The organism is Arcicella aquatica (assembly GCF_034928825.1).
Lineage (GTDB): Bacteria > Bacteroidota > Bacteroidia > Cytophagales > Spirosomataceae > Arcicella > Arcicella aquatica.
Map to the genome: position 1 here is coordinate 37,480 of NZ_JAYFUL010000038.1, position 17,925 is coordinate 55,404.

Here is a 17,925-nt window from a genome sequence, read left to right on the forward strand (position 1 = left end):
CTACTCATCATCATGCATTTGTCAATATTCAAGCTTTTCCCTTGGTCAAGGATTTCTTTCAAACAAAACCCAACGTATCAAAACGTTTACCTAATATTAGTTCATCGTTTACGCCCAACCAATTACGGAGCAGGGTAGCATAAATCTTTCTAAAATCTACCGAATACTTCAAATCACCTTCATCCAAATCGGTTAGATTAGGCGCTTCGTTGAGAATTTTATCAGCTTTCAATTTTCCACCCATCAAGAACACGTTATTCGCCGTTCCGTGGTCAGTTCCTCCGCTGGCATTTTGTTTTACCCTTCTACCAAATTCAGAGAAAGTCATCATCACCACGTCGTCCAACTTGTTGTTTTGTTTGAGTTCATTCAAAAATACATCCATCGTTTCGGCATAGTTTCTTAACAAACGTTCTTGCTGATTTACCTGATTGACGTGGGTATCAAATCCTGAAATGCTAACATAATAGATATTAGTCGGCATACCAGAGAGTATCAGTTCGGAGATAGTTTTTAAACGTTGCCCCAATTCCCCATTCGGGAAAGTAGCTTTTGTTTGATAGATTTTTGATTTGGTATGGAGGTATTCTGCCGAAGAGGAGGTTTCTGCCAAGGTTTTATAGAGATAACTCACATTCTCTGAATGGTCGGCAGGTTGTGTTTTAGCGATTTTAGCGATAAAATCACCATGCACTTGTCGGTATAGTTTTTCGGGGTCTAATACCGCCAAACCTTTTAATTTCTCCCCTTTCATAGACAAACTAAGGGTATCATCTATTTCAAGAACGTTGTACGAGGCACAATCGCCCGAACAATTGGCATCTAAATAACGCCCTAACCAACCCGTTTGTAAATATTCATTCGGATTAGAAGCCGTTTGCCAAATATCCATCGAACGGAAATGCGACCTATCAGGATTGGGATAGCCCACATTATTGATGATTCGCATAAAACCATTGTCATACCACGACCTCAGTTTTTCCAAGGCAGGGTTCAGCCCTATTTCATCATTGAGGCTAAGTACTTTATTTCTCTCGACAGCAATCGTCGGACGTTCACGGTAATAAATATCGTTACGGTAAGGCACAACCGTATTAAGTCCATCGTTCCCTCCAGACAACTGAATAATGACTAATATTTTATCAGGAGCACCCTTTGCACTCCCTAAAGATTGCTGTTCAAAAGCTTTTAGAAAATTCGGAATCATTAAGCCCCCTACTGTTGCCAATGCCGAACGTGTGATAAATTCTCTGCGGTTGACCATAATATTGTGAGTGATGAATTGTGAGTTTAGTATTTAAATCTTCAAGGCTTTTATACTAAGCCTTATAGACAATATCGTTGTTTTACTCGTGATTGATTGCCACGTTAACACAACTGATATTCGGGGAGGGTCATTAAGGCTATCATCATTTTTTTGATAGTTTCTGGCTGACTCTCTTTCCCCAGTTTAGCGATTAATCCTTTTTTCACATCCTCATTAATAGGCACTTGCAAAAAGTATGCCTCGAGGGTATCGAACAACGTTTCCCGATTTTGTTGGGTAAAATATGTTGAAAATACTTCCCAGTTCATATCGGTTTCAAGGGTATTTTTCTTTCCCTTGCGGGTTTGAAAATCTGTATTTACATCTCCGTCCGACTTCGCAACAGTTTTTATCACCGTATTATTAAACATCAAATAGGGCAATTGCATCCTAAATAACAAACTTGAGCTATCTATCCAGCTTTTACCTCCAGCCCAGCCCGCCACATTGGGTGGGTATAATAATACTTGTCCCAATACACGTTGCACAAAAAGTAAGGATTGTTTTTCGACCAAGTTAGAGCCCGTAGTTCGCTGTAAACCCACAATAAGCTCGACAGGAGATTTAATATGTGTACCAACATTACGCTCTTCGTAGAACCATGCACTATTGAAAATAGTCTCCATCAAATCGGCAATATTATATTCATTTTTATAGAACTCCTCCGCTAATTGACTGACACGGTTAGCATCCACCTGCTCGTTTACAAAGTTCTTGTAGATTTTTGTAACTACAAAATTGGCAGTTTCCTTTCGTTCCAAAATCATTTTGATGATGTCTTCTCCCATAAAGTTGCCCGTTTTTCCAAAGACCACCTTCGTATCATCATCATGCTGTTTAGTGTTGAAATAAAACCCCGTTATTTTTCTATCAAATTCCCAGCCCGTAAACGCTCTGGCGGCTTCTTTCAAATCGTGTTCCGTATAATTCCCCCTACCGAGCGTAAACAGTTCCATTACTTCACGGGCAAAGTTTTCATTCGGGCTACGTTTCTTATTCTGCTGGTTATTCAAAAACTGGAGCATCGCCGCCTCTTTGGAGACCGCCATCAGCAAGTCGCTAAACTTCCCTAATGAATGTTGACGGATGGTATTTAGGTAGCTTTGGGCAAATAGCGGATTGGGCGTTCTACAGGCAAAATGTCCGTGCCAAAACAACGCCATTTTTTCTCGCAAGACGCCCTTTGAGTTTGCCATTTTGTCTATCCAAGTAGTATTCAGTAGTCCTTCCTCCTCCTTTACCATCTTGTTCAACTGCTTGATACGCTCTTGCGTGGTAAGGGTAGTATCCTTTTTTATCATTTGCAGCTCTGAATAAATATCCATTTTATCAACCGTATAAATGGGTTCAAAGCTTTCAGCGTCTTTCAATAACTGTTTAACATTCTTCTTGATAGACTTATGGCCAAGCTGAGTAATCACTTCAGGCTTTTCGCCAAAGCCCGCTCGCCATAAAAGGTGCTGGATGGATTTTTCCTTATTCATAATATCATCGAGTTTAAAATGAGATACCTCTTAGAATAAGAACGGACGAAAAGGTTTAATTATTAAAATGATACTTCGTGTTATTTAATTTATATTTTTCAAACATTCTTTGAGATGTTCCGTAGGGCATCTTACTGCTATATCACCCCTTCGGGGTTAAGTGGGTATTGACAATTATCTTTCCCTATAATCATACCATCCCTTCGGGATTGATACACGTTGATTATACGGCATGGTTGAAGGATATTACAATGGGGGGAAATAAACGTTAAATCCCGAAGGGATGGTAGGATTATAGAAATCCCAGATGAAACACGCTCTTCTAGATGTTCCGAAGGACATATCGAAGAGCACAAATGCCACTATAAGTTCCGTTATAAGAACCTCTGACATTCTGACGTAGTGAAAAGCTATGCCAAGCGAGGGGAATCATACACCAATTTCTTTTAACATCACTACAAAATCATACATTTTATCAGTAAGTAAATCCATCTCGACCGTATCTAATTCATAAACTTCTATCATATCAATATATTCCACCATTATATTATTAATTGATTCAATTTGGCTATCTTTCTTTAGTTGTGATATATATTCTGTTAGAAATACAGCAATATTTTTGTTTAAAATATTGATTTGCTCTTTTGGCGACATTATAAATGGACTGTTTTTCCAAAAAGTCTTTGGAAAGTGATTTTCATGAATACTCTTTTCTAAAAAAAGAAGCAATTCAGCCCTATCTTTAAATCGTTTAATTTCAGTTTTGAGAGAATCTTCTTTAAAAATGAGGGCCTCTGAAATATTATATATAAATTCTTGATTTGATTCATTTTTAAGTTCAATATTCTTAATTAATCTCAAAAAAACTTCAGCAAACTTTTCAGCTTCGAAATCCTTAATTTTATTAGCTAATATATATTTAATCACTTCGCTAAGTGCTATATAAGCTATTGTAGGGAAAGTAACTATTGTTGAAGATACTAATTCTTTAACATTGATTTTCACCTCTATTTCTAATGTTCTTTTTGTTTTATAATAATCAAATCCAACAATTAAACCAGTCCTATAAGATTTACCTAATCCTATACAATTAAAAGTTATATATATTTGTTCAATACTGCTACCATAACTTTTATCCTTAAAGTATGTGCTTATAAAATTTTCTAAACTGTATATTAAATTAGACTGTTTAAGAGATTTCTTATCAAATGACCCTGCAATTATTACTTTCATTCTATTTTAACATTAAGTTTCTAGGAGGTAATAAAAAGCTATGTTATGATATAAACTTAATTAGGCAAAACCTTCTTTTATTTTACATACCTTTGCTCTTCGGGGCATCTCGAAGAGCAAAGGTATATTGAATTTCACTGTTATTTTTTCTCATAATAAGGTATAAATTCATGTCTATAACAAGCCTTAGCAGTTTTAAATATGCCTTTCTCAAATGCTTCTTTATGTAATTCTGGTAGCTTCCTAAATCTTTTCTTTCGGTGTCTATCTACCCTCTTGAGAGTTATAAAATCATCAGTACAGCTCAACATCATTATAACCTCAACCTCATCACATTTATCTACAAGCTCAATAGATGCTAACTCCATACCAATATTCATAAATAGTATTTTTTTCACTGAAATAGGAATATCAATTTGGAAATAACCATTTAAGTTTGTTTTGTCAACTTTAACAGTGTCATTAATTACAATTTGCGTATAAGGCGAAATTTCCAAATCCTCAGTAATTACCCTTCCTTTAATTGTAATATTTTGAGAATAAAGACTAATTATTGAAACACTGAACACAAGACAAATAATTAATAATCTCTTCATTCTATTATCATTCTTTTTGGGGCATATTCTACACAGCAGTCATTAAAAGTCTGATTTACAGCCTACTAAAACTAATGTTTTTTAAGTAGCTTTTAGTAAATTCACCTCCTTGCTTGCGTAGTTTTCACTACGTCAGAGTGTATTACAATGTTACATTGCAAAAATGCAACGCTTTTTATAATTTTTCAATTTGTATATTCTACATTAAATCCCGAAGGGATGGTATGATTATAGAAATCCCAGATAAAGCTAAGTATATAAACTCCGAAGGAGTGACAGATTATTCTTAACTATTGTATCACCCTTTTGGGAGTCAGGTGGGTATTGATAATTATATTTTCTATAATCATATCATCCTTTCAGGATTGAGGTACTTTGATTATACTGCACTAGATTTAGATTCCAAAGGGAACAAAAAATCATTCCTGTTTAGGACAAGATTTATCTTTCGCCCTAAACAGGAATGAAGAAATTATAATAACATAAAAATATTACCCAATCTGAGCAGCCAACCAATCTCCTACTTCTGAAGTAGAGAATGCTTTTCCGCCATCTGCAATATCAACGGTTACGACGCCTTCTGCCAAAGATTTATTCACGATGTCTTTGATTTCGTTTGCTTCGTCCATCAATTTGAAAGCATATTCAAACATCATCGCTGCCGAAAGTACTGTTCCTAGTGGATTAGCAATGTTTTTGCCTGCCGCCTGTGGGTAACTTCCATGGATTGGCTCGAATACTGATGTATGTGTACCGATAGAAGCCGAAGGCATCAAGCCCATTGAACCAGAAATTACTGAAGCTTCATCTGTTAAAATATCACCGAACATATTTTCAGTAACCATTACGTCAAATCCTTCTGGCCATTGGATAATACGCATTGCAGCAGCATCAACGAATAAATATTCTGTTTCTACTTCTGGATATTCTTTTTCGATGCCTTGTGCTACTTCTCTCCAAAGTCTTGAAGTTTCTAATACGTTCGCTTTGTCAACGATACATACTTTCTTACGACGCTTCATCGCATATTCATACGCCAAACGTACAATTCTATCTACTTCTGGCTTCGTATATTCACATACGTCCCAAGCTTTGTCGCGTGTTTCGTTTCTACCTTTATCGCCGAAATAAATACCGCCTGTTAGTTCACGAATACAAACGAAGTCTGCATTTTCAATCAATTCTCTTCTTAATGGAGATTTGTGCAATAATGAAGGGAATACTAATGTAGGACGAATATTGGCATATAGTCCTAATTTTTTACGCATTGCCAATAATCCTTGCTCTGGACGAACTTTGGCTGATGGGTCGTTGTCAAAACGTGGGTGACCTATCGCACCAAACAATACTGCATCTGCCTGCATACACACTTCGTGTGTTTCGTCTGGATATGGATTACCCGTTGCATCAATCGCTACTGCTCCTGTTAAAGCGTGTGTAAGATTAATTTCGTGGTTATACTTTTTACCGATTGCATTAACTACTTTTAATGCTTGTTCTATTACTTCTGGACCGATACCGTCTCCGGCTAATACTGCAATATTTAATTTCATTTTTTTGGACTTGAGGACTTTTGACTTTAGGACTCAAGGTTTTTTTTTAGATTTAAGATTTTAGACTTTAGGACTAAAGGATTTTGGAACTTTAGACATTAGATTTTAGACACAAGACGCTAGATTTTTAGACTTTAGACGCTCAATTTGAGGACTATAAACTTTTGACTTTCTACATCCTCAAAATCATTTTCTATTAACGGGTGACTTAACTCACCCGCTAATAGAAAGGATTCACCAATGACTAAAAATATTTTAGGACATTTGATTTTTAGACGCTGGACTATTGGATTTTGTGATTTGTAAGATACAATAAATACCTCTTTCTTCAAATCATTCCTAGCGAGGGACTTAAGTCCCTCGCTAGGAATGATTTGAAGAGTAAAAATTTAATCACTCAATCACAATTCACTAACTCACAACTCATTCAAAACTAGATAAGGTTCAACATTTTCTGTGTCGCTTTGATAGCTGATACCGTTTGGTCAGAATCTAATCCTCTGGTTTTAAACTCTTTGCCTTTGTGTTCCCATGTAATAATGGTTTCACAAAGTGCATCTGTATTTCCACCTGGGGGAATCCTCACGGCATAGTCAGTCAACATCGGAAGGTTCACTTCTTTCTTTAGATACACCTTCTTCAAGGCATTCATAAAGGCATCATACTGACCGTCGCCCTGTGCATTTTCTTCAAAAATATGCCCTTCAATTTTCACCCTGATGGTAGCCGAAGGACGAAGATTTTTAGAATGTGTCAACACATAATTTACTACCTCCACTTTCTCTTCGATGGTATTACTATCAATCACATCAGAGATAATATAAGGTAAATCCTCCTGTGTAACCACCTCCTTGCGGTCGCCAAGCTCAATGATTCGCTGCGTTACTTTTTTCAAATCTGCTTGCGATAACTTGATACCCAGTTTCTGAAGGTTCTTCTCGATATTCGCTTTGCCAGACGTTTTTCCCAACGCATATTTACGTTCTCTGCCAAAACGTTCGGGCATCAAATCGTTGAAATACAAGTTGTTTTTATTATCGCCATCTGCATGAATACCAGCCGTTTGTGTAAACACATTTTCACCTACAACAGGCTTGTTCACTGGGATTCTAAAGCCAGAAAAAGTTTCGACCAGTTTACTAACCGAATAAAGCGACTCTTCCACTACCGTCGTTTCCACATCACACATAAAGTCTTTCAGCACGGCGATGGTACTTGCTAGCGGAGCATTCCCTGCCCTTTCACCCATGCCATTGACTGTTAAGTGTAAGCCATGAACGCCTGCTCGCACTGCTTCCATCACGTTGGCAATGCTTAAATCATAATCGTTGTGTGCATGAAAATCAAAGTGTTGAGTTGGATAACGCGTTACAATCGCCGATAGGAAATCATAACATTCACGTGGCGTAAGTACTCCAAGCGTATCGGGCAACAATACTCTTTCGATAGGCTGAGTGCTCAGGAAATCTAGAAACTGATATACATACTCTGGCGAGTTGCGCATGCCATTACTCCAGTCTTCTAAATAAACATTGCATTTAATGTCTTTAGAACGAGCTAGCGTAAATACCTCCGCAATCTCAGCAAAATGTTGCTCAGGCGTTTTTTTAAGCTGATGGACTAAATGATTCATCGACCCTTTGGTAAGGAGATTCATCACTTTTGCTCCAGCATCAATCATCCAGTTTACCGACGTCTCGCCATCAACAAAAGTCAGCACCTCGATTTTATCAATCAATCCGTTTTCGCTTGCCCAGCTAGTAATTTTTTTAACCGCCTGAAATTCACCGTCGGATACTCTTGCAGAAGCTACTTCTAAGCGATCGACTTTTACTTCTTTCAATAATAATTGAGCGATTGCTAGTTTCTCAGTAGCCGAAAAAGACACTCCGCTGGTTTGTTCTCCATCGCGAAGTGTCGTATCCATTATTTCTATATGTCGCATATATTTGCTGTAAGCATTAGGCTGTAGGCTGTAGGCCTTAGGCTATAAGCAGTAAGCTATAAGGTACGAACAATAAGTTATGAGCTATAAACTATAAAGAGTCTCCTCTCCTCTAGTTCACACTCAAAGCTTATAGCCCATAGCTCAAGGCTTAAAGCATACAGCCTAAGGCATATAGCCTAAGGCCTAAAGCGCTTAATAAATACTTTTACTAGCAAAACCACCTATTTCTTCCTTCATTGCTTGAAGATAATCGATATCGTCAAAGCCATTGATAAGGTTATTTTTCTTATACCCGTTGATAGCAAAGCTTTCTTGTTCGCCTGTAGCAACGATGGTGATGGTTTGTGCTGGAAGGTCTACCTCCAATTCAGCGGCTGAATCAGCTTCGATGGCCAAGAAGATTTTATCTAAAAATGCTGGGCTTACTTGTACTGGCAGAATACCGACGTTAATGGCATTTCCTTTGAAGATATCAGCAAAGAAGCTTGATACTACGCAACGGAAACCATAATCATAAATAGCCCAAGCGGCGTGTTCACGACTTGACCCACTTCCGAAGTTATGTCCTCCTACTAGGATTTTACCTGTATAAGTAGGATTGTTCAATACGAAATCTTGTTTTGGTGAACCGTCGGTATTATAACGCCAGTCACGGAATAAGTTATCGCCAAATCCTTCACGTTTCGTAGCTTTTAAGAAACGAGCAGGGATAATTTGGTCAGTATCAACGTTCTCAATTGGCATTGGAACGGCTGTTGATTTTAATATGGTGAATTTATCGTATGCCATTTGATTATGCTTTAGGCTTTAAGCTGTAAGCAATAGGCTTTTTAAAAATGCCCTGCTTATTTGATAAAGCTATTTTTCTACTTTTTTTGCTGTAAGCTTTAGGCGGTAAGCGATAGGCTTTTTAAGTCCTGCTTATGCTTAAAGCTATTTTGTAATCAATTTTTGACTCAAATGATAGAGCTTTTTCTTAATTAAATTTATTTTAACAGATAAATCCAAATGATTATCTACCGTTAAAAACTGTAAATCACATGAAAGTTGAATTAAGTATTCTACCTCGTGTGCTGAACCTAAAGCAATCTGAAGAAATCTATTAAAATCAGCGTCGCTACTTCTTCCACAACCTTCACTAATGTTAGTCGGTACCGAAACAGATGCCCTTCTTAATTGATTTGTTATTCCATATAATTCTGTATTGGGAAAATCTTTCGTTAAAAGATATATTTCCAAAACCAAATTATGAGACAATTGCCAAACATTATATTTTCTAAAATCTCTCATTGTAATAGGTTGTAGGCCATAAGCTGTAAGCTCTAGGCAATTATATTTGAACTTTTAACAATACACCATTATTTGAGTGTATGTAAGTAATAGTATTTGTAACTTTTAACAGTACACAATTACTTAACGCTTATAGCTTACAGCCTAAAGCAAAGTGCGAGGGTCAGTAACCACGCCTGTAACCGCCGCAGCAGCAGCCACCAATGGACTAGCTAACAAGGTACGAGAACCCGGTCCTTGGCGACCTTCAAAGTTTCTGTTTGAAGTACTTACTGCATATTTTCCAGCAGGAATTTTATCGTCATTCATTGCTAAACAAGCAGAACAACCCGGCTGACGCAATTGGAAACCAGCCTCAGTCAAGATGTCATAAATACCCTCTTCTCTGATTTGTGCCTCCACAATGTGTGAACCAGGAACAATCCAAGCAGTGATGTTATCAGCCTTCTTGCGTCCTTTTACGATAGAAGCAAAAGCACGGAAATCTTCGATACGACCGTTTGTACAACTTCCGATAAACACATAATCCACTTGTTTGCCAAGCATACTTTCTTGCTCGCCAAAACCCATGTAGTTCAATGATTTATCATAAGTAGCCTTTCCGCCTTCTACAGATTCAGCCGTTGGAATATTTTTAGAGATACCCATACCCATACCCGGGTTAGTACCATAAGTAATCATTGGTTCAATATCAGCAGCATCAAAAGTGTATTCCTTATCAAATACAGCATCCGCGTCCGTTTTCAATGTTTTCCAGTAAGCCAAAGCTTTATCCCAAGCCTCGCCTTTTGGCGTTTGTTCGCGACCTTCAAGGTAATTGAAAGTAGTTTGGTCTGGCGCAATCATACCACCACGTGCACCCATTTCGATACTCATGTTACACACCGTCATACGACCTTCCATCGACATATTTTCAAATACATCACCAGCATATTCTACAAAGTAACCCGTAGCACCAGCAGTAGTCAATTTAGCAATGATGTATAAAGTAACGTCTTTCGGCGTAACACCTTTACCCAATTTACCATTTACGTTTACACGCATCTTCTTAGGCTTCGGTTGCATAATACACTGCGACGAAAGCACCATTTCAACTTCAGAAGTACCAATACCAAAAGCAATTGCACCAAAAGCACCATGTGTAGAAGTATGCGAGTCGCCACAAACGATAGTCATCCCCGGAAGAGTGATACCATTTTCTGGGCCAACCACGTGTACAATACCATTTTTAGGATTATTCAAGCCCCAGTGAGAAATACCATATTTCGCCGAGTTGGTTTCCAATGCTTTCAACTGATTAGCAGAAAGAGGGTCAGCTACGGGAAGGTGTTGGTTAATCGTAGGAGTATTATGGTCAGCAGTAGCAAAAGTGCGGTTCGAAAACATCACACCAATACCTCTTGTTTCTAAGCCTAAAAAAGCAACTGGACTAGTAACTTCATGGATAAAATGACGGTCGATGAAGAAAACATCTGGGCCGTCTTCGATTTTACGAACAACGTGGGCATCCCATACTTTGTCGAATAATGTTGTTGGTTGCATATTATATTTAATAATTAAAATTCTGATGGTACAAATTTGAGAAGAATTATAGATAAAGTATTAACGAATTAAGTTCAAAAAATAGCGTTTTTAGCCCATTATCAATTATTGGTCGTAAAAAAGCATCCAAAACACTTCCCAAAAACAAAATTAATTAGAATTAAACATTATTTTATTGTCAGAAAGATATTTTTAGTCCAATTTTTTCTTGAAATAGTTTTTTTATAAGAAACTTTAAAATGTATATTTGTGACAGTAGCTATGAATCTTAATCATTATTCTTAAACTAAAAACCTTCCATTACCATTATGAATGACATTATTTACTTAGTACCAGCCTTCGGAATAGTAGGATTAATCTACACTGCTTGGCGTTTTAGCTGGGTTTCTAATCAGCCCGCTGGCAATGCCGAAATGCAAAAATTATCTGGTTATATAGCAGACGGGGCTATTGCCTTCTTAAAAGCTGAGTGGAAAGTATTAGCCTATTTTGCCATTCCAACAGCAGTATTATTATTTTGGTTAGGGTCTGACAAAGGCACAGCCGAACATCCCATCCATTCGTCACCCTTGATAGCCGTCGCATTTTTAATCGGTGCTTTGCTATCGGCAACGGCAGGATATATCGGGATGAAAATTGCTACCAAAGCCAACGTTCGCACGGCAGAAGCCGCTCGCACGTCGCTATCAAAAGCCCTTGATGTATCCTTTACAGGAGGCTCAGTAATGGGCATGGGCGTAGCAGGATTAGCCATTTTAGGTCTTGGGGGATTGTTTATAGCCTTTTATAATATTTTTGCACAAGGTCAGGCATTGACCTCTGACGAAATGAAAACCGCTATTGAAGTATTAGCAGGATTTTCATTAGGAGCAGAATCTATCGCCCTTTTTGCCCGTGTAGGTGGAGGTATCTATACCAAAGCAGCCGACGTAGGAGCGGATTTAGTAGGAAAAGTAGAAGCAGGTATTCCAGAAGACGACGTGCGTAACCCCGCCACCATTGCCGACAACGTAGGCGATAACGTAGGCGACGTAGCAGGTATGGGGGCCGATTTGTTTGGGTCGTATGTAGCCACTATTCTAGCGACGATGGTACTCGGACAAGAAATTGAGGTTGTCGATAAATACGAAGGCTTCTCCCCTGTCCTATTACCGATGCTGATTGCAGGCGTAGGCTTGTTAGCATCTTTGGTTTCCACTTTCTTTGTAAAGATTAAAAACGAAACATCATCGGTACAGAATGCCCTTAATTTAGGCAACTGGGTATCTATATTAATTACGTTTGTTACTTCGTACTTCTTAGTAAAAAACATCCTGCCCGAAACCCTCAATTTACGTGGCTTTGAATTTACGTCAAACGGCGTTTTCTATGCCATTGTCGTTGGTTTAGTCGTAGGTGCCTTGATGTCGATGATTACAGAATATTATACAGCCATGGGCAAACGTCCAGTATTATCAATCATCGAAAAATCGGGAACTGGTCATGCTACCAACATCATTGGCGGTTTGGCCGTAGGCATGGAATCAACGGTATTGCCAATTATCGTATTGGCAGCGGGTATTATTCTCTCTTACAAATTTGCAGGATTATATGGCGTATCAATAGCAGCCGCAGGTATGATGGCGACAACAGCCATGCAATTGGCCATTGATGCCTTTGGACCAATCGCTGATAATGCAGGCGGTATTGCCGAAATGTCTCAGCTACCTCCTGAAGTACGTGAACGTACCGATAATTTGGATGCCGTAGGTAACACCACAGCCGCGACGGGTAAAGGCTTCGCTATTGCTTCGGCAGCGCTTACGTCGTTGGCATTGTTTGCAGCCTTTGTAGGAATCGCAGGCATCAAGGCCATTGATATTTATAAAGCCGACGTATTGGCAGGTTTATTTGTAGGAGGTATGATTCCATTTATTTTTAGTGCCTTATGTATCTCGGCAGTAGGTAAAGCCGCTATGGAGATGGTAAACGAGGTACGTCGCCAGTTCCGTGAAATACCGGGGATTATGGAATACAAGGCTGAACCAGAATATGAAAAATGCGTAGCGATTTCTACCGAAGCATCTATCAAGCAAATGATTTTGCCAGGGGCGATTGCCTTGATTACACCTGTATTGATTGGCTTCACTATGGGACCAGAAGTATTAGGCGGTTTATTAGCAGGCGTAACAGTATCAGGCGTATTGATGGGTATCTTCCAGTCGAACGCAGGTGGTGCTTGGGACAATGCAAAAAAATCGTTTGAAAAAGGCGTATTGATAGACGGCGTAATGTACTACAAAAAATCAGAGCCACACAAAGCATCAGTAACAGGAGACACCGTTGGTGACCCATTCAAGGACACCTCTGGCCCATCAATGAACATTCTGATTAAGCTAATGTCTATCGTATCCTTAGTAATCGCACCATATATTGCAGTACATACTACGGGCGTTGGAGCAAAAATAGACAAGAAGGTTGTTCCGATTGTTAAGGTGGTTGAGAATGTGAAGATGTAGGGTTTTTGTTGAATGAGTTTATAGGCACCTCCTTCGGTTGAAGCACTATTGTTAAGTTCAATTATTTATCACTAGCGAGGGTATTACTACCTCGCTAGTGATATTATCAATCTACAAATCATCACTTGCAATTTTTGCTTTAGTTGGTGCTGTATTTCTAACGATATTAAACATTTTCAAAAATTCTTTGCTTTTACCTTCTGGAATTGGAATTTGGTAAGATTCTATAAAAACACAAGTAGAGTCAAATTTGTCTATGAAATCATAATTGACAAGATATGATTGATGGAAAGAGAGAAATTTAGAGGGTAATTTATCCACAAGCCACCCCTTTGGCACAGGAATTTCTATAGGGTGATATTGCTTACTTGAATATAACCTTGAAAATTCAGCTTGAGTAACATATATTTTACATTTCATTTTTTCAGCCTCAACAAACAAAATTTCTTTTATCTTTATCCTTTTGAAAAAAGACTTATTGACTTCTTTTATGAATATGTAGTCTGATTCTTTTTTGTAAATATCAGGAAGAATAGTATTATTAAAGTTTTTTAGTGCTAAATCTATTTGTACTGAAAGCTCTCTCATTCTTAAAGGTTTTTCCAAAAAGGCAGCAGGATGTGTTTTCTCCATATCTTCATCAAGTTTGTAGGGTGTATTGCCTGTTATATAGATTATTGGAATTCGTTTAATATCCTTTATTTGGGTGGCTACAACAATTCCATTATCTATTCCCTTCAACTTAATATCAATCACGGCAAGGTCAATATCATTGCTTTGCATTATTGAAAGTGCAGATTTTGAATCGCCAGCAATTCCTGCTATTACAAAACCATCCTTTTGTAGATTTAGCTTTATGCTTTCTGCAAGGATTTTATCATCTTCAACGATGAGTATCATTTTTCCTGTTTCCATAAGAATTAATTATTTAGAATATAAGCGTATTTGTTTAGAAAACTAATTTATTAGGGTTTAAGACTAAACGATAATTCAAAACAACAACCGTTATCAAATGAATATTTTTCTTTAGCTTCTAATTGTTCACTTAGCAAGCTGATTAACTTTAAACCAAAGTTATATCTAGTTGATTCAAGCGAAAACCCTTTGCCATTATCACAAAAACTAAATGTAATTATTCCAGCATTTAGTACACAACTAATTTTAAGGCTTGGGTCAGGGTTTTGGGTAAAGGCATACTTACAAGCATTAGTGGTCAATTCATTGATAATGATACCCAATGGAATGGATTGCTCTACATGAAGCCATTGTGCTGATATATTAAATGCTGTTTTTATGTTTTCAAACTTATACGTCCTTAGAACACCATATATCAAATCGGGAATATATTTTTGTAGGTTCACTTCAACAAGCTTCTCTCCTTGATACAAATTACTATGAATAGTCAGCATGGCTTCAACCCTTAGCAAACCTTCTTGCAATGCTTGTACTGCCACTTCGTCAGAAAGTCCATGAAGTTGTAGGCTTAACAATTCCGAAACTGTTTGAAGGTTATTCTTCGTTCTGTGATTTTGCTCATTTAACAAAAAGGCATTTAGTTCGCTAATTTTTCTGTATTTTATAAACAAAGTTCTCAATAATAAACTAGCAATAACTGTTACTAAAAATAAAATAGTGACCACAACAGTAAATTTCTGTTGGATTTCAATATTTTTCTTTTGTAAATTAATTTCTCTTCGATGTGCTATTAACTGTGCTGTCTTTATTTCATTTTCATGAGCAGTATTTACCGTTTTCATAGCATCTTTTCGATACTCTTCGTATTGATTCAATTTTAATTGAGCGGCTTGGTCTCTGAACAAATAAGCTTTTTGCCAGTCACCTTTTTTTGCAAAATAAGATGTCTTCGTTTCCAGCAGTAGCACACTTAAACCGTGATTAATAACTTTTTGCTTTTTAGAAAAATATTCAGCACTATCTAACCAGACTTTAGCAGTTGGAAGTCTATCCTTTATAATGTATTGCTTGGCTATGTCAATGTAATAATCAATAAGTCTGTAATAGAGCTTGTTTTGCTTACATATTTCTAACAGTTTTTTTTTATAAGAAAGACTCTTGTTAAAGTCTTTATAAAACATTATTTGACTCATTTGAAGATATGATTCTGCTAAATCAATAGGGGTTTTCAACTTTTCTGTAAGCAATAAAGCTTTTTCTGAGTAAGCAATTGCACTATCTAGTGCCATAGGATATTTTTTTAGATAATCTTTACTTTCCCAGATAACTCTAAAATTATACCCTAAAGCTCTATTAGCACTCGCTTTCCCTTTTATTGAATTCGCTCTTGATGAATAGGCTAATGCCAATCTATTATAATTCAGTGCTTTTTCTTTATCTATAAAAACCTCCATCTCTGCCATTCTTAGATATATTCTCCCTACATCCTCAAATAACTTCAAAGCCATTTTTATCTCTAAGGCTTTTAATAGTAGTTTTTGTGCTTGTGTATAATTACCCAAATAAGTATAACGCTTTGCCAAAACGTAGGTGGCTTCGGCTATCTCGGCAGAATCCCCCTTGATATTAGCTTGATTGAAATTTTTCTGAGCTTCTAATAATTGTGTATAAGCATCTTGTGCCATACTAAACGGAACAAAAACACAAAGAAAAAGTACCACTAATAAATATTTAAAACTTGGATAAGGCATAAAATGATGATAGTTAATACAATAGATTTAAGCTAAATGGAAATAAATATAGCAAATAAATTGCACTAAAATTTACTTTAAACTCAATAATTTAAAGTAACCATATAAAGTAAAACAAGTTGCTTTTCCTTGAAATACATATAGAAAGAAAAAACCAGTATTGGGAAGAGAATAAATGGGTTTGGGAAATATATTGATTTTTGGATTTGTAAAACTCTTTTTTTTGAATGTTTAATCAATTAACCAAAAAAATATGAAATTTTACGCTATTCCATCATCATTCCCTTTTGTAAACAGGGTTCTTTTACTCTGTGTTCTAGTATTCAATAATACCTTCGGTCAAGCTAAAACAGAAATCCTTACCAATCAAGGGGTGGTATCAATGGTTAAGGCAGGATTGGGGAAACTAATTCGTCTTATTATGATTATTCTTTTCTGTATTTTATCGTTGATTAGTTTTACAGCTACTTCACAAAACATGATTAAGATTACTAAACTACGTCCAGCACAATTAGACCTCAGTGCTTATCAAAAAATTGCTATTGGAGATATTACAGGTTCAACGGGTGCTAAAACAGAAAGAGCAATGGATTTAGCTGATGCGTTGACCTCAGAGTTGTTTAATTCAAAGGGCTTTGAAATTATTGATAGAAATGCCATTAATCAAATTTTAGCTTCGCAAAAAGGAAATAATATCCAGACAATTAATGAAACTACAACGTCTGTTTTAGCAAAGAAAATAAACTCAGCAGTACTAATTGTTGGTAGAATTCAAAATGATAAAATATATAAAGAAGAAAAAACAGTTAGAAATATCGTTGTATCTGATGGATGCTATAATAGCTATTGGTGGGAACTTCAAGGGGATATTACTGTGCAACTTAAAATTATAGATATTAAAACAGGGCAAATGTTGTTCTCAAATCCAGTCATCAAAAAAATAAATGTAGAAACAAAGAAAGAGTGCAATCCATATAAATTGGGTGACTTAGAACCAATATTGAGAGATGGAGTGAAAGACTTAACAAGAGAAATTACAAAAATATTTATTCCGTATGGAGAAACAATAACACTATTTTTTGAAACACCATTTGTAGTGCTAAAAAATCCTTTTAAGAAACTGACAACTGCCATTCAAAGCTTCGAATCAAATAATAATGCTCTGGGTCTTGAAATTTTAAAAGCCTATGCAGAAGATAATTCATTGAAAGAAAGTTTTCATGCTAAAGCCGTTTATAATTACGGTGTAGGGTTATTTATTGATGGACAGTATGACTTCGCTACTGAAAAAATAAATGAAGCCCAAAAACTCGGGTCACCAAATGCTATTCAAATGCTAAAGAAAATAGAAACAGAAAAGCAATACTCAATTCGTACTAATGTAAGGCGGTAAAATAAAGACTGGAATTATTTTTACTGAAATACTTTCCTGAAAAGCAACAATTCCATTTCAATAAAGGTAACACCAAAACCATACTATTAAGAAATTTTAAACCAAAAATCATAATCATGTATTAAAGGTTATTAGTTAAAAATGATTTTACTCACGTGCGAGTTTGCCCGACTGTATGCTCTCATGGGGCTTTTGACTCTAAAGTTGTGTAAAGCACATGCATTTATAAATGAACTATCGGCATAATTGAAAACATTTAGTCTTAAAAGGTCTTTAACGATTCTCATTCGTTTTATTCCTTTCATGGTATGTTCATTACAAACCCGATTTTGAGAATGTTTAGTATTTTGTTGTTTTTGTTCCAAAGTTAATTCATCACGATATGGTTTTTTATGAGGTAAAATAACTGTTAAATT

General features: G+C 36.6%; 14 protein-coding genes. 2 read left to right on the forward strand and 12 right to left on the reverse strand.

All coding sequences use genetic code 11. From position 1 onward, the window contains the following. Positions 1 to 58 precede the first annotated feature (58 nt). The 9 genes from VB264_RS18740 to leuC all read right to left on the reverse strand — a co-directional run bounded on the left by VB264_RS18740 (position 59) and on the right by leuC (position 10,952). Positions 59 to 1,264 (reverse strand): DUF1501 domain-containing protein, encoded by a 1,206-nt coding sequence (locus tag VB264_RS18740; protein WP_323251813.1) that lies wholly within the window; start codon positions 1,262 to 1,264, stop codon positions 59 to 61. Positions 1,265 to 1,368: 104 nt separating this feature from the next. Further along, positions 1,369 to 2,790 carry a DUF1800 domain-containing protein gene (locus VB264_RS18745; protein WP_323251815.1) on the reverse strand — a complete coding sequence of 474 codons (1,422 nt, stop codon included), beginning with the start codon at positions 2,788 to 2,790 and terminating at the stop codon, positions 1,369 to 1,371. Positions 2,791 to 3,219: 429 nt separating this feature from the next. Next, positions 3,220 to 4,023 (reverse strand): hypothetical protein, encoded by an 804-nt coding sequence (locus tag VB264_RS18750; RefSeq protein ID WP_323251817.1) that lies wholly within the window; start codon positions 4,021 to 4,023, stop codon positions 3,220 to 3,222. Positions 4,024 to 4,163: 140 nt separating this feature from the next. Further along, positions 4,164 to 4,619, reverse strand: coding sequence for a hypothetical protein (locus VB264_RS18755; RefSeq protein WP_323251819.1), 456 nt, complete (start codon positions 4,617 to 4,619; stop codon positions 4,164 to 4,166). A gap of 491 nt (positions 4,620 to 5,110) precedes the next feature. Then, positions 5,111 to 6,172: a 3-isopropylmalate dehydrogenase gene (gene leuB / locus VB264_RS18760; RefSeq protein WP_309922639.1), complete on the reverse strand. Its 1,062-nt coding sequence runs from the start codon at positions 6,170 to 6,172 to the stop codon at positions 5,111 to 5,113. A gap of 433 nt (positions 6,173 to 6,605) precedes the next feature. Beyond that, positions 6,606 to 8,117, reverse strand: coding sequence for an alpha-isopropylmalate synthase regulatory domain-containing protein (locus VB264_RS18765; protein WP_323251822.1), 1,512 nt, complete (start codon positions 8,115 to 8,117; stop codon positions 6,606 to 6,608). Positions 8,118 to 8,312: 195 nt separating this feature from the next. After that, positions 8,313 to 8,909 (reverse strand): 3-isopropylmalate dehydratase small subunit, encoded by a 597-nt coding sequence (gene leuD / locus VB264_RS18770; RefSeq protein ID WP_323251824.1) that lies wholly within the window; start codon positions 8,907 to 8,909, stop codon positions 8,313 to 8,315. Positions 8,910 to 9,053: 144 nt separating this feature from the next. Beyond that, positions 9,054 to 9,410: a four helix bundle protein gene (locus tag VB264_RS18775; RefSeq protein ID WP_323251827.1), complete on the reverse strand. Its 357-nt coding sequence runs from the start codon at positions 9,408 to 9,410 to the stop codon at positions 9,054 to 9,056. A gap of 144 nt (positions 9,411 to 9,554) precedes the next feature. Further along, positions 9,555 to 10,952, reverse strand: a complete 1,398-nt coding sequence (gene leuC, locus VB264_RS18780) for a 3-isopropylmalate dehydratase large subunit (protein WP_323251829.1) — start codon at positions 10,950 to 10,952, stop codon at positions 9,555 to 9,557. A gap of 308 nt (positions 10,953 to 11,260) precedes the next feature. Between leuC and VB264_RS18785 the strand changes: the two genes are divergently transcribed. Further along, entirely contained in the window at positions 11,261 to 13,450 is a 2,190-nt protein-coding gene (locus tag VB264_RS18785) for a sodium-translocating pyrophosphatase (RefSeq protein WP_323251831.1), read from the forward strand. Between the two features lie 111 nt (positions 13,451 to 13,561). Here the strand turns inward: VB264_RS18785 and VB264_RS18790 are convergent, their stop codons facing one another. Both VB264_RS18790 and VB264_RS18795 read right to left on the reverse strand, forming a co-directional pair. Next, positions 13,562 to 14,365: a LytR/AlgR family response regulator transcription factor gene (locus tag VB264_RS18790; protein ID WP_323251833.1), complete on the reverse strand. Its 804-nt coding sequence runs from the start codon at positions 14,363 to 14,365 to the stop codon at positions 13,562 to 13,564. Between the two features lie 50 nt (positions 14,366 to 14,415). Further along, entirely contained in the window at positions 14,416 to 16,116 is a 1,701-nt protein-coding gene (locus tag VB264_RS18795; protein ID WP_323251835.1) for a sensor histidine kinase, read from the reverse strand. A 253-nt stretch (positions 16,117 to 16,369) separates the two neighbouring features. Between VB264_RS18795 and VB264_RS18800 the strand changes: the two genes are divergently transcribed. Beyond that, positions 16,370 to 17,509 (forward strand): CsgG/HfaB family protein, encoded by a 1,140-nt coding sequence (locus VB264_RS18800; protein ID WP_323251837.1) that lies wholly within the window; start codon positions 16,370 to 16,372, stop codon positions 17,507 to 17,509. A gap of 131 nt (positions 17,510 to 17,640) precedes the next feature. On the opposite strand, the gene VB264_RS18805 is transcribed toward VB264_RS18800, so the two are convergent. Beyond that, the coding region (locus tag VB264_RS18805) for a transposase family protein (protein WP_323251839.1) at positions 17,641 to 17,925 on the reverse strand (285 nt) is incomplete at its 5' end.

Bases quoted from the DNA above. Each gene is read 5' to 3' on its own strand.
- VB264_RS18790 (WP_323251833.1), bottom strand. From the start codon at position 14,365: ATGGAAACAGGAAAAATGATACTCATCGTTGAAGATGATAAAATCCTT.
- VB264_RS18785 (WP_323251831.1), top strand. From the start codon at position 11,261: ATGAATGACATTATTTACTTAGTACCAGCCTTCGGAATAGTAGGATTA.
- VB264_RS18795 (WP_323251835.1), bottom strand. From the start codon at position 16,116: ATGCCTTATCCAAGTTTTAAATATTTATTAGTGGTACTTTTTCTTTGT.
- VB264_RS18745 (WP_323251815.1), bottom strand. From the start codon at position 2,790: ATGAATAAGGAAAAATCCATCCAGCACCTTTTATGGCGAGCGGGCTTT.
- VB264_RS18740 (WP_323251813.1), bottom strand. From the start codon at position 1,264: ATGGTCAACCGCAGAGAATTTATCACACGTTCGGCATTGGCAACAGTA.
- leuD (WP_323251824.1), bottom strand. From the start codon at position 8,909: ATGGCATACGATAAATTCACCATATTAAAATCAACAGCCGTTCCAATG.
- VB264_RS18755 (WP_323251819.1), bottom strand. From the start codon at position 4,619: ATGAAGAGATTATTAATTATTTGTCTTGTGTTCAGTGTTTCAATAATT.
- VB264_RS18775 (WP_323251827.1), bottom strand. From the start codon at position 9,410: ATGAGAGATTTTAGAAAATATAATGTTTGGCAATTGTCTCATAATTTG.
- leuC (WP_323251829.1), bottom strand. From the start codon at position 10,952: ATGCAACCAACAACATTATTCGACAAAGTATGGGATGCCCACGTTGTT.
- leuB (WP_309922639.1), bottom strand. From the start codon at position 6,172: ATGAAATTAAATATTGCAGTATTAGCCGGAGACGGTATCGGTCCAGAA.
- VB264_RS18765 (WP_323251822.1), bottom strand. From the start codon at position 8,117: ATGCGACATATAGAAATAATGGATACGACACTTCGCGATGGAGAACAA.
- VB264_RS18750 (WP_323251817.1), bottom strand. From the start codon at position 4,023: ATGAAAGTAATAATTGCAGGGTCATTTGATAAGAAATCTCTTAAACAG.
- VB264_RS18800 (WP_323251837.1), top strand. From the start codon at position 16,370: ATGAAATTTTACGCTATTCCATCATCATTCCCTTTTGTAAACAGGGTT.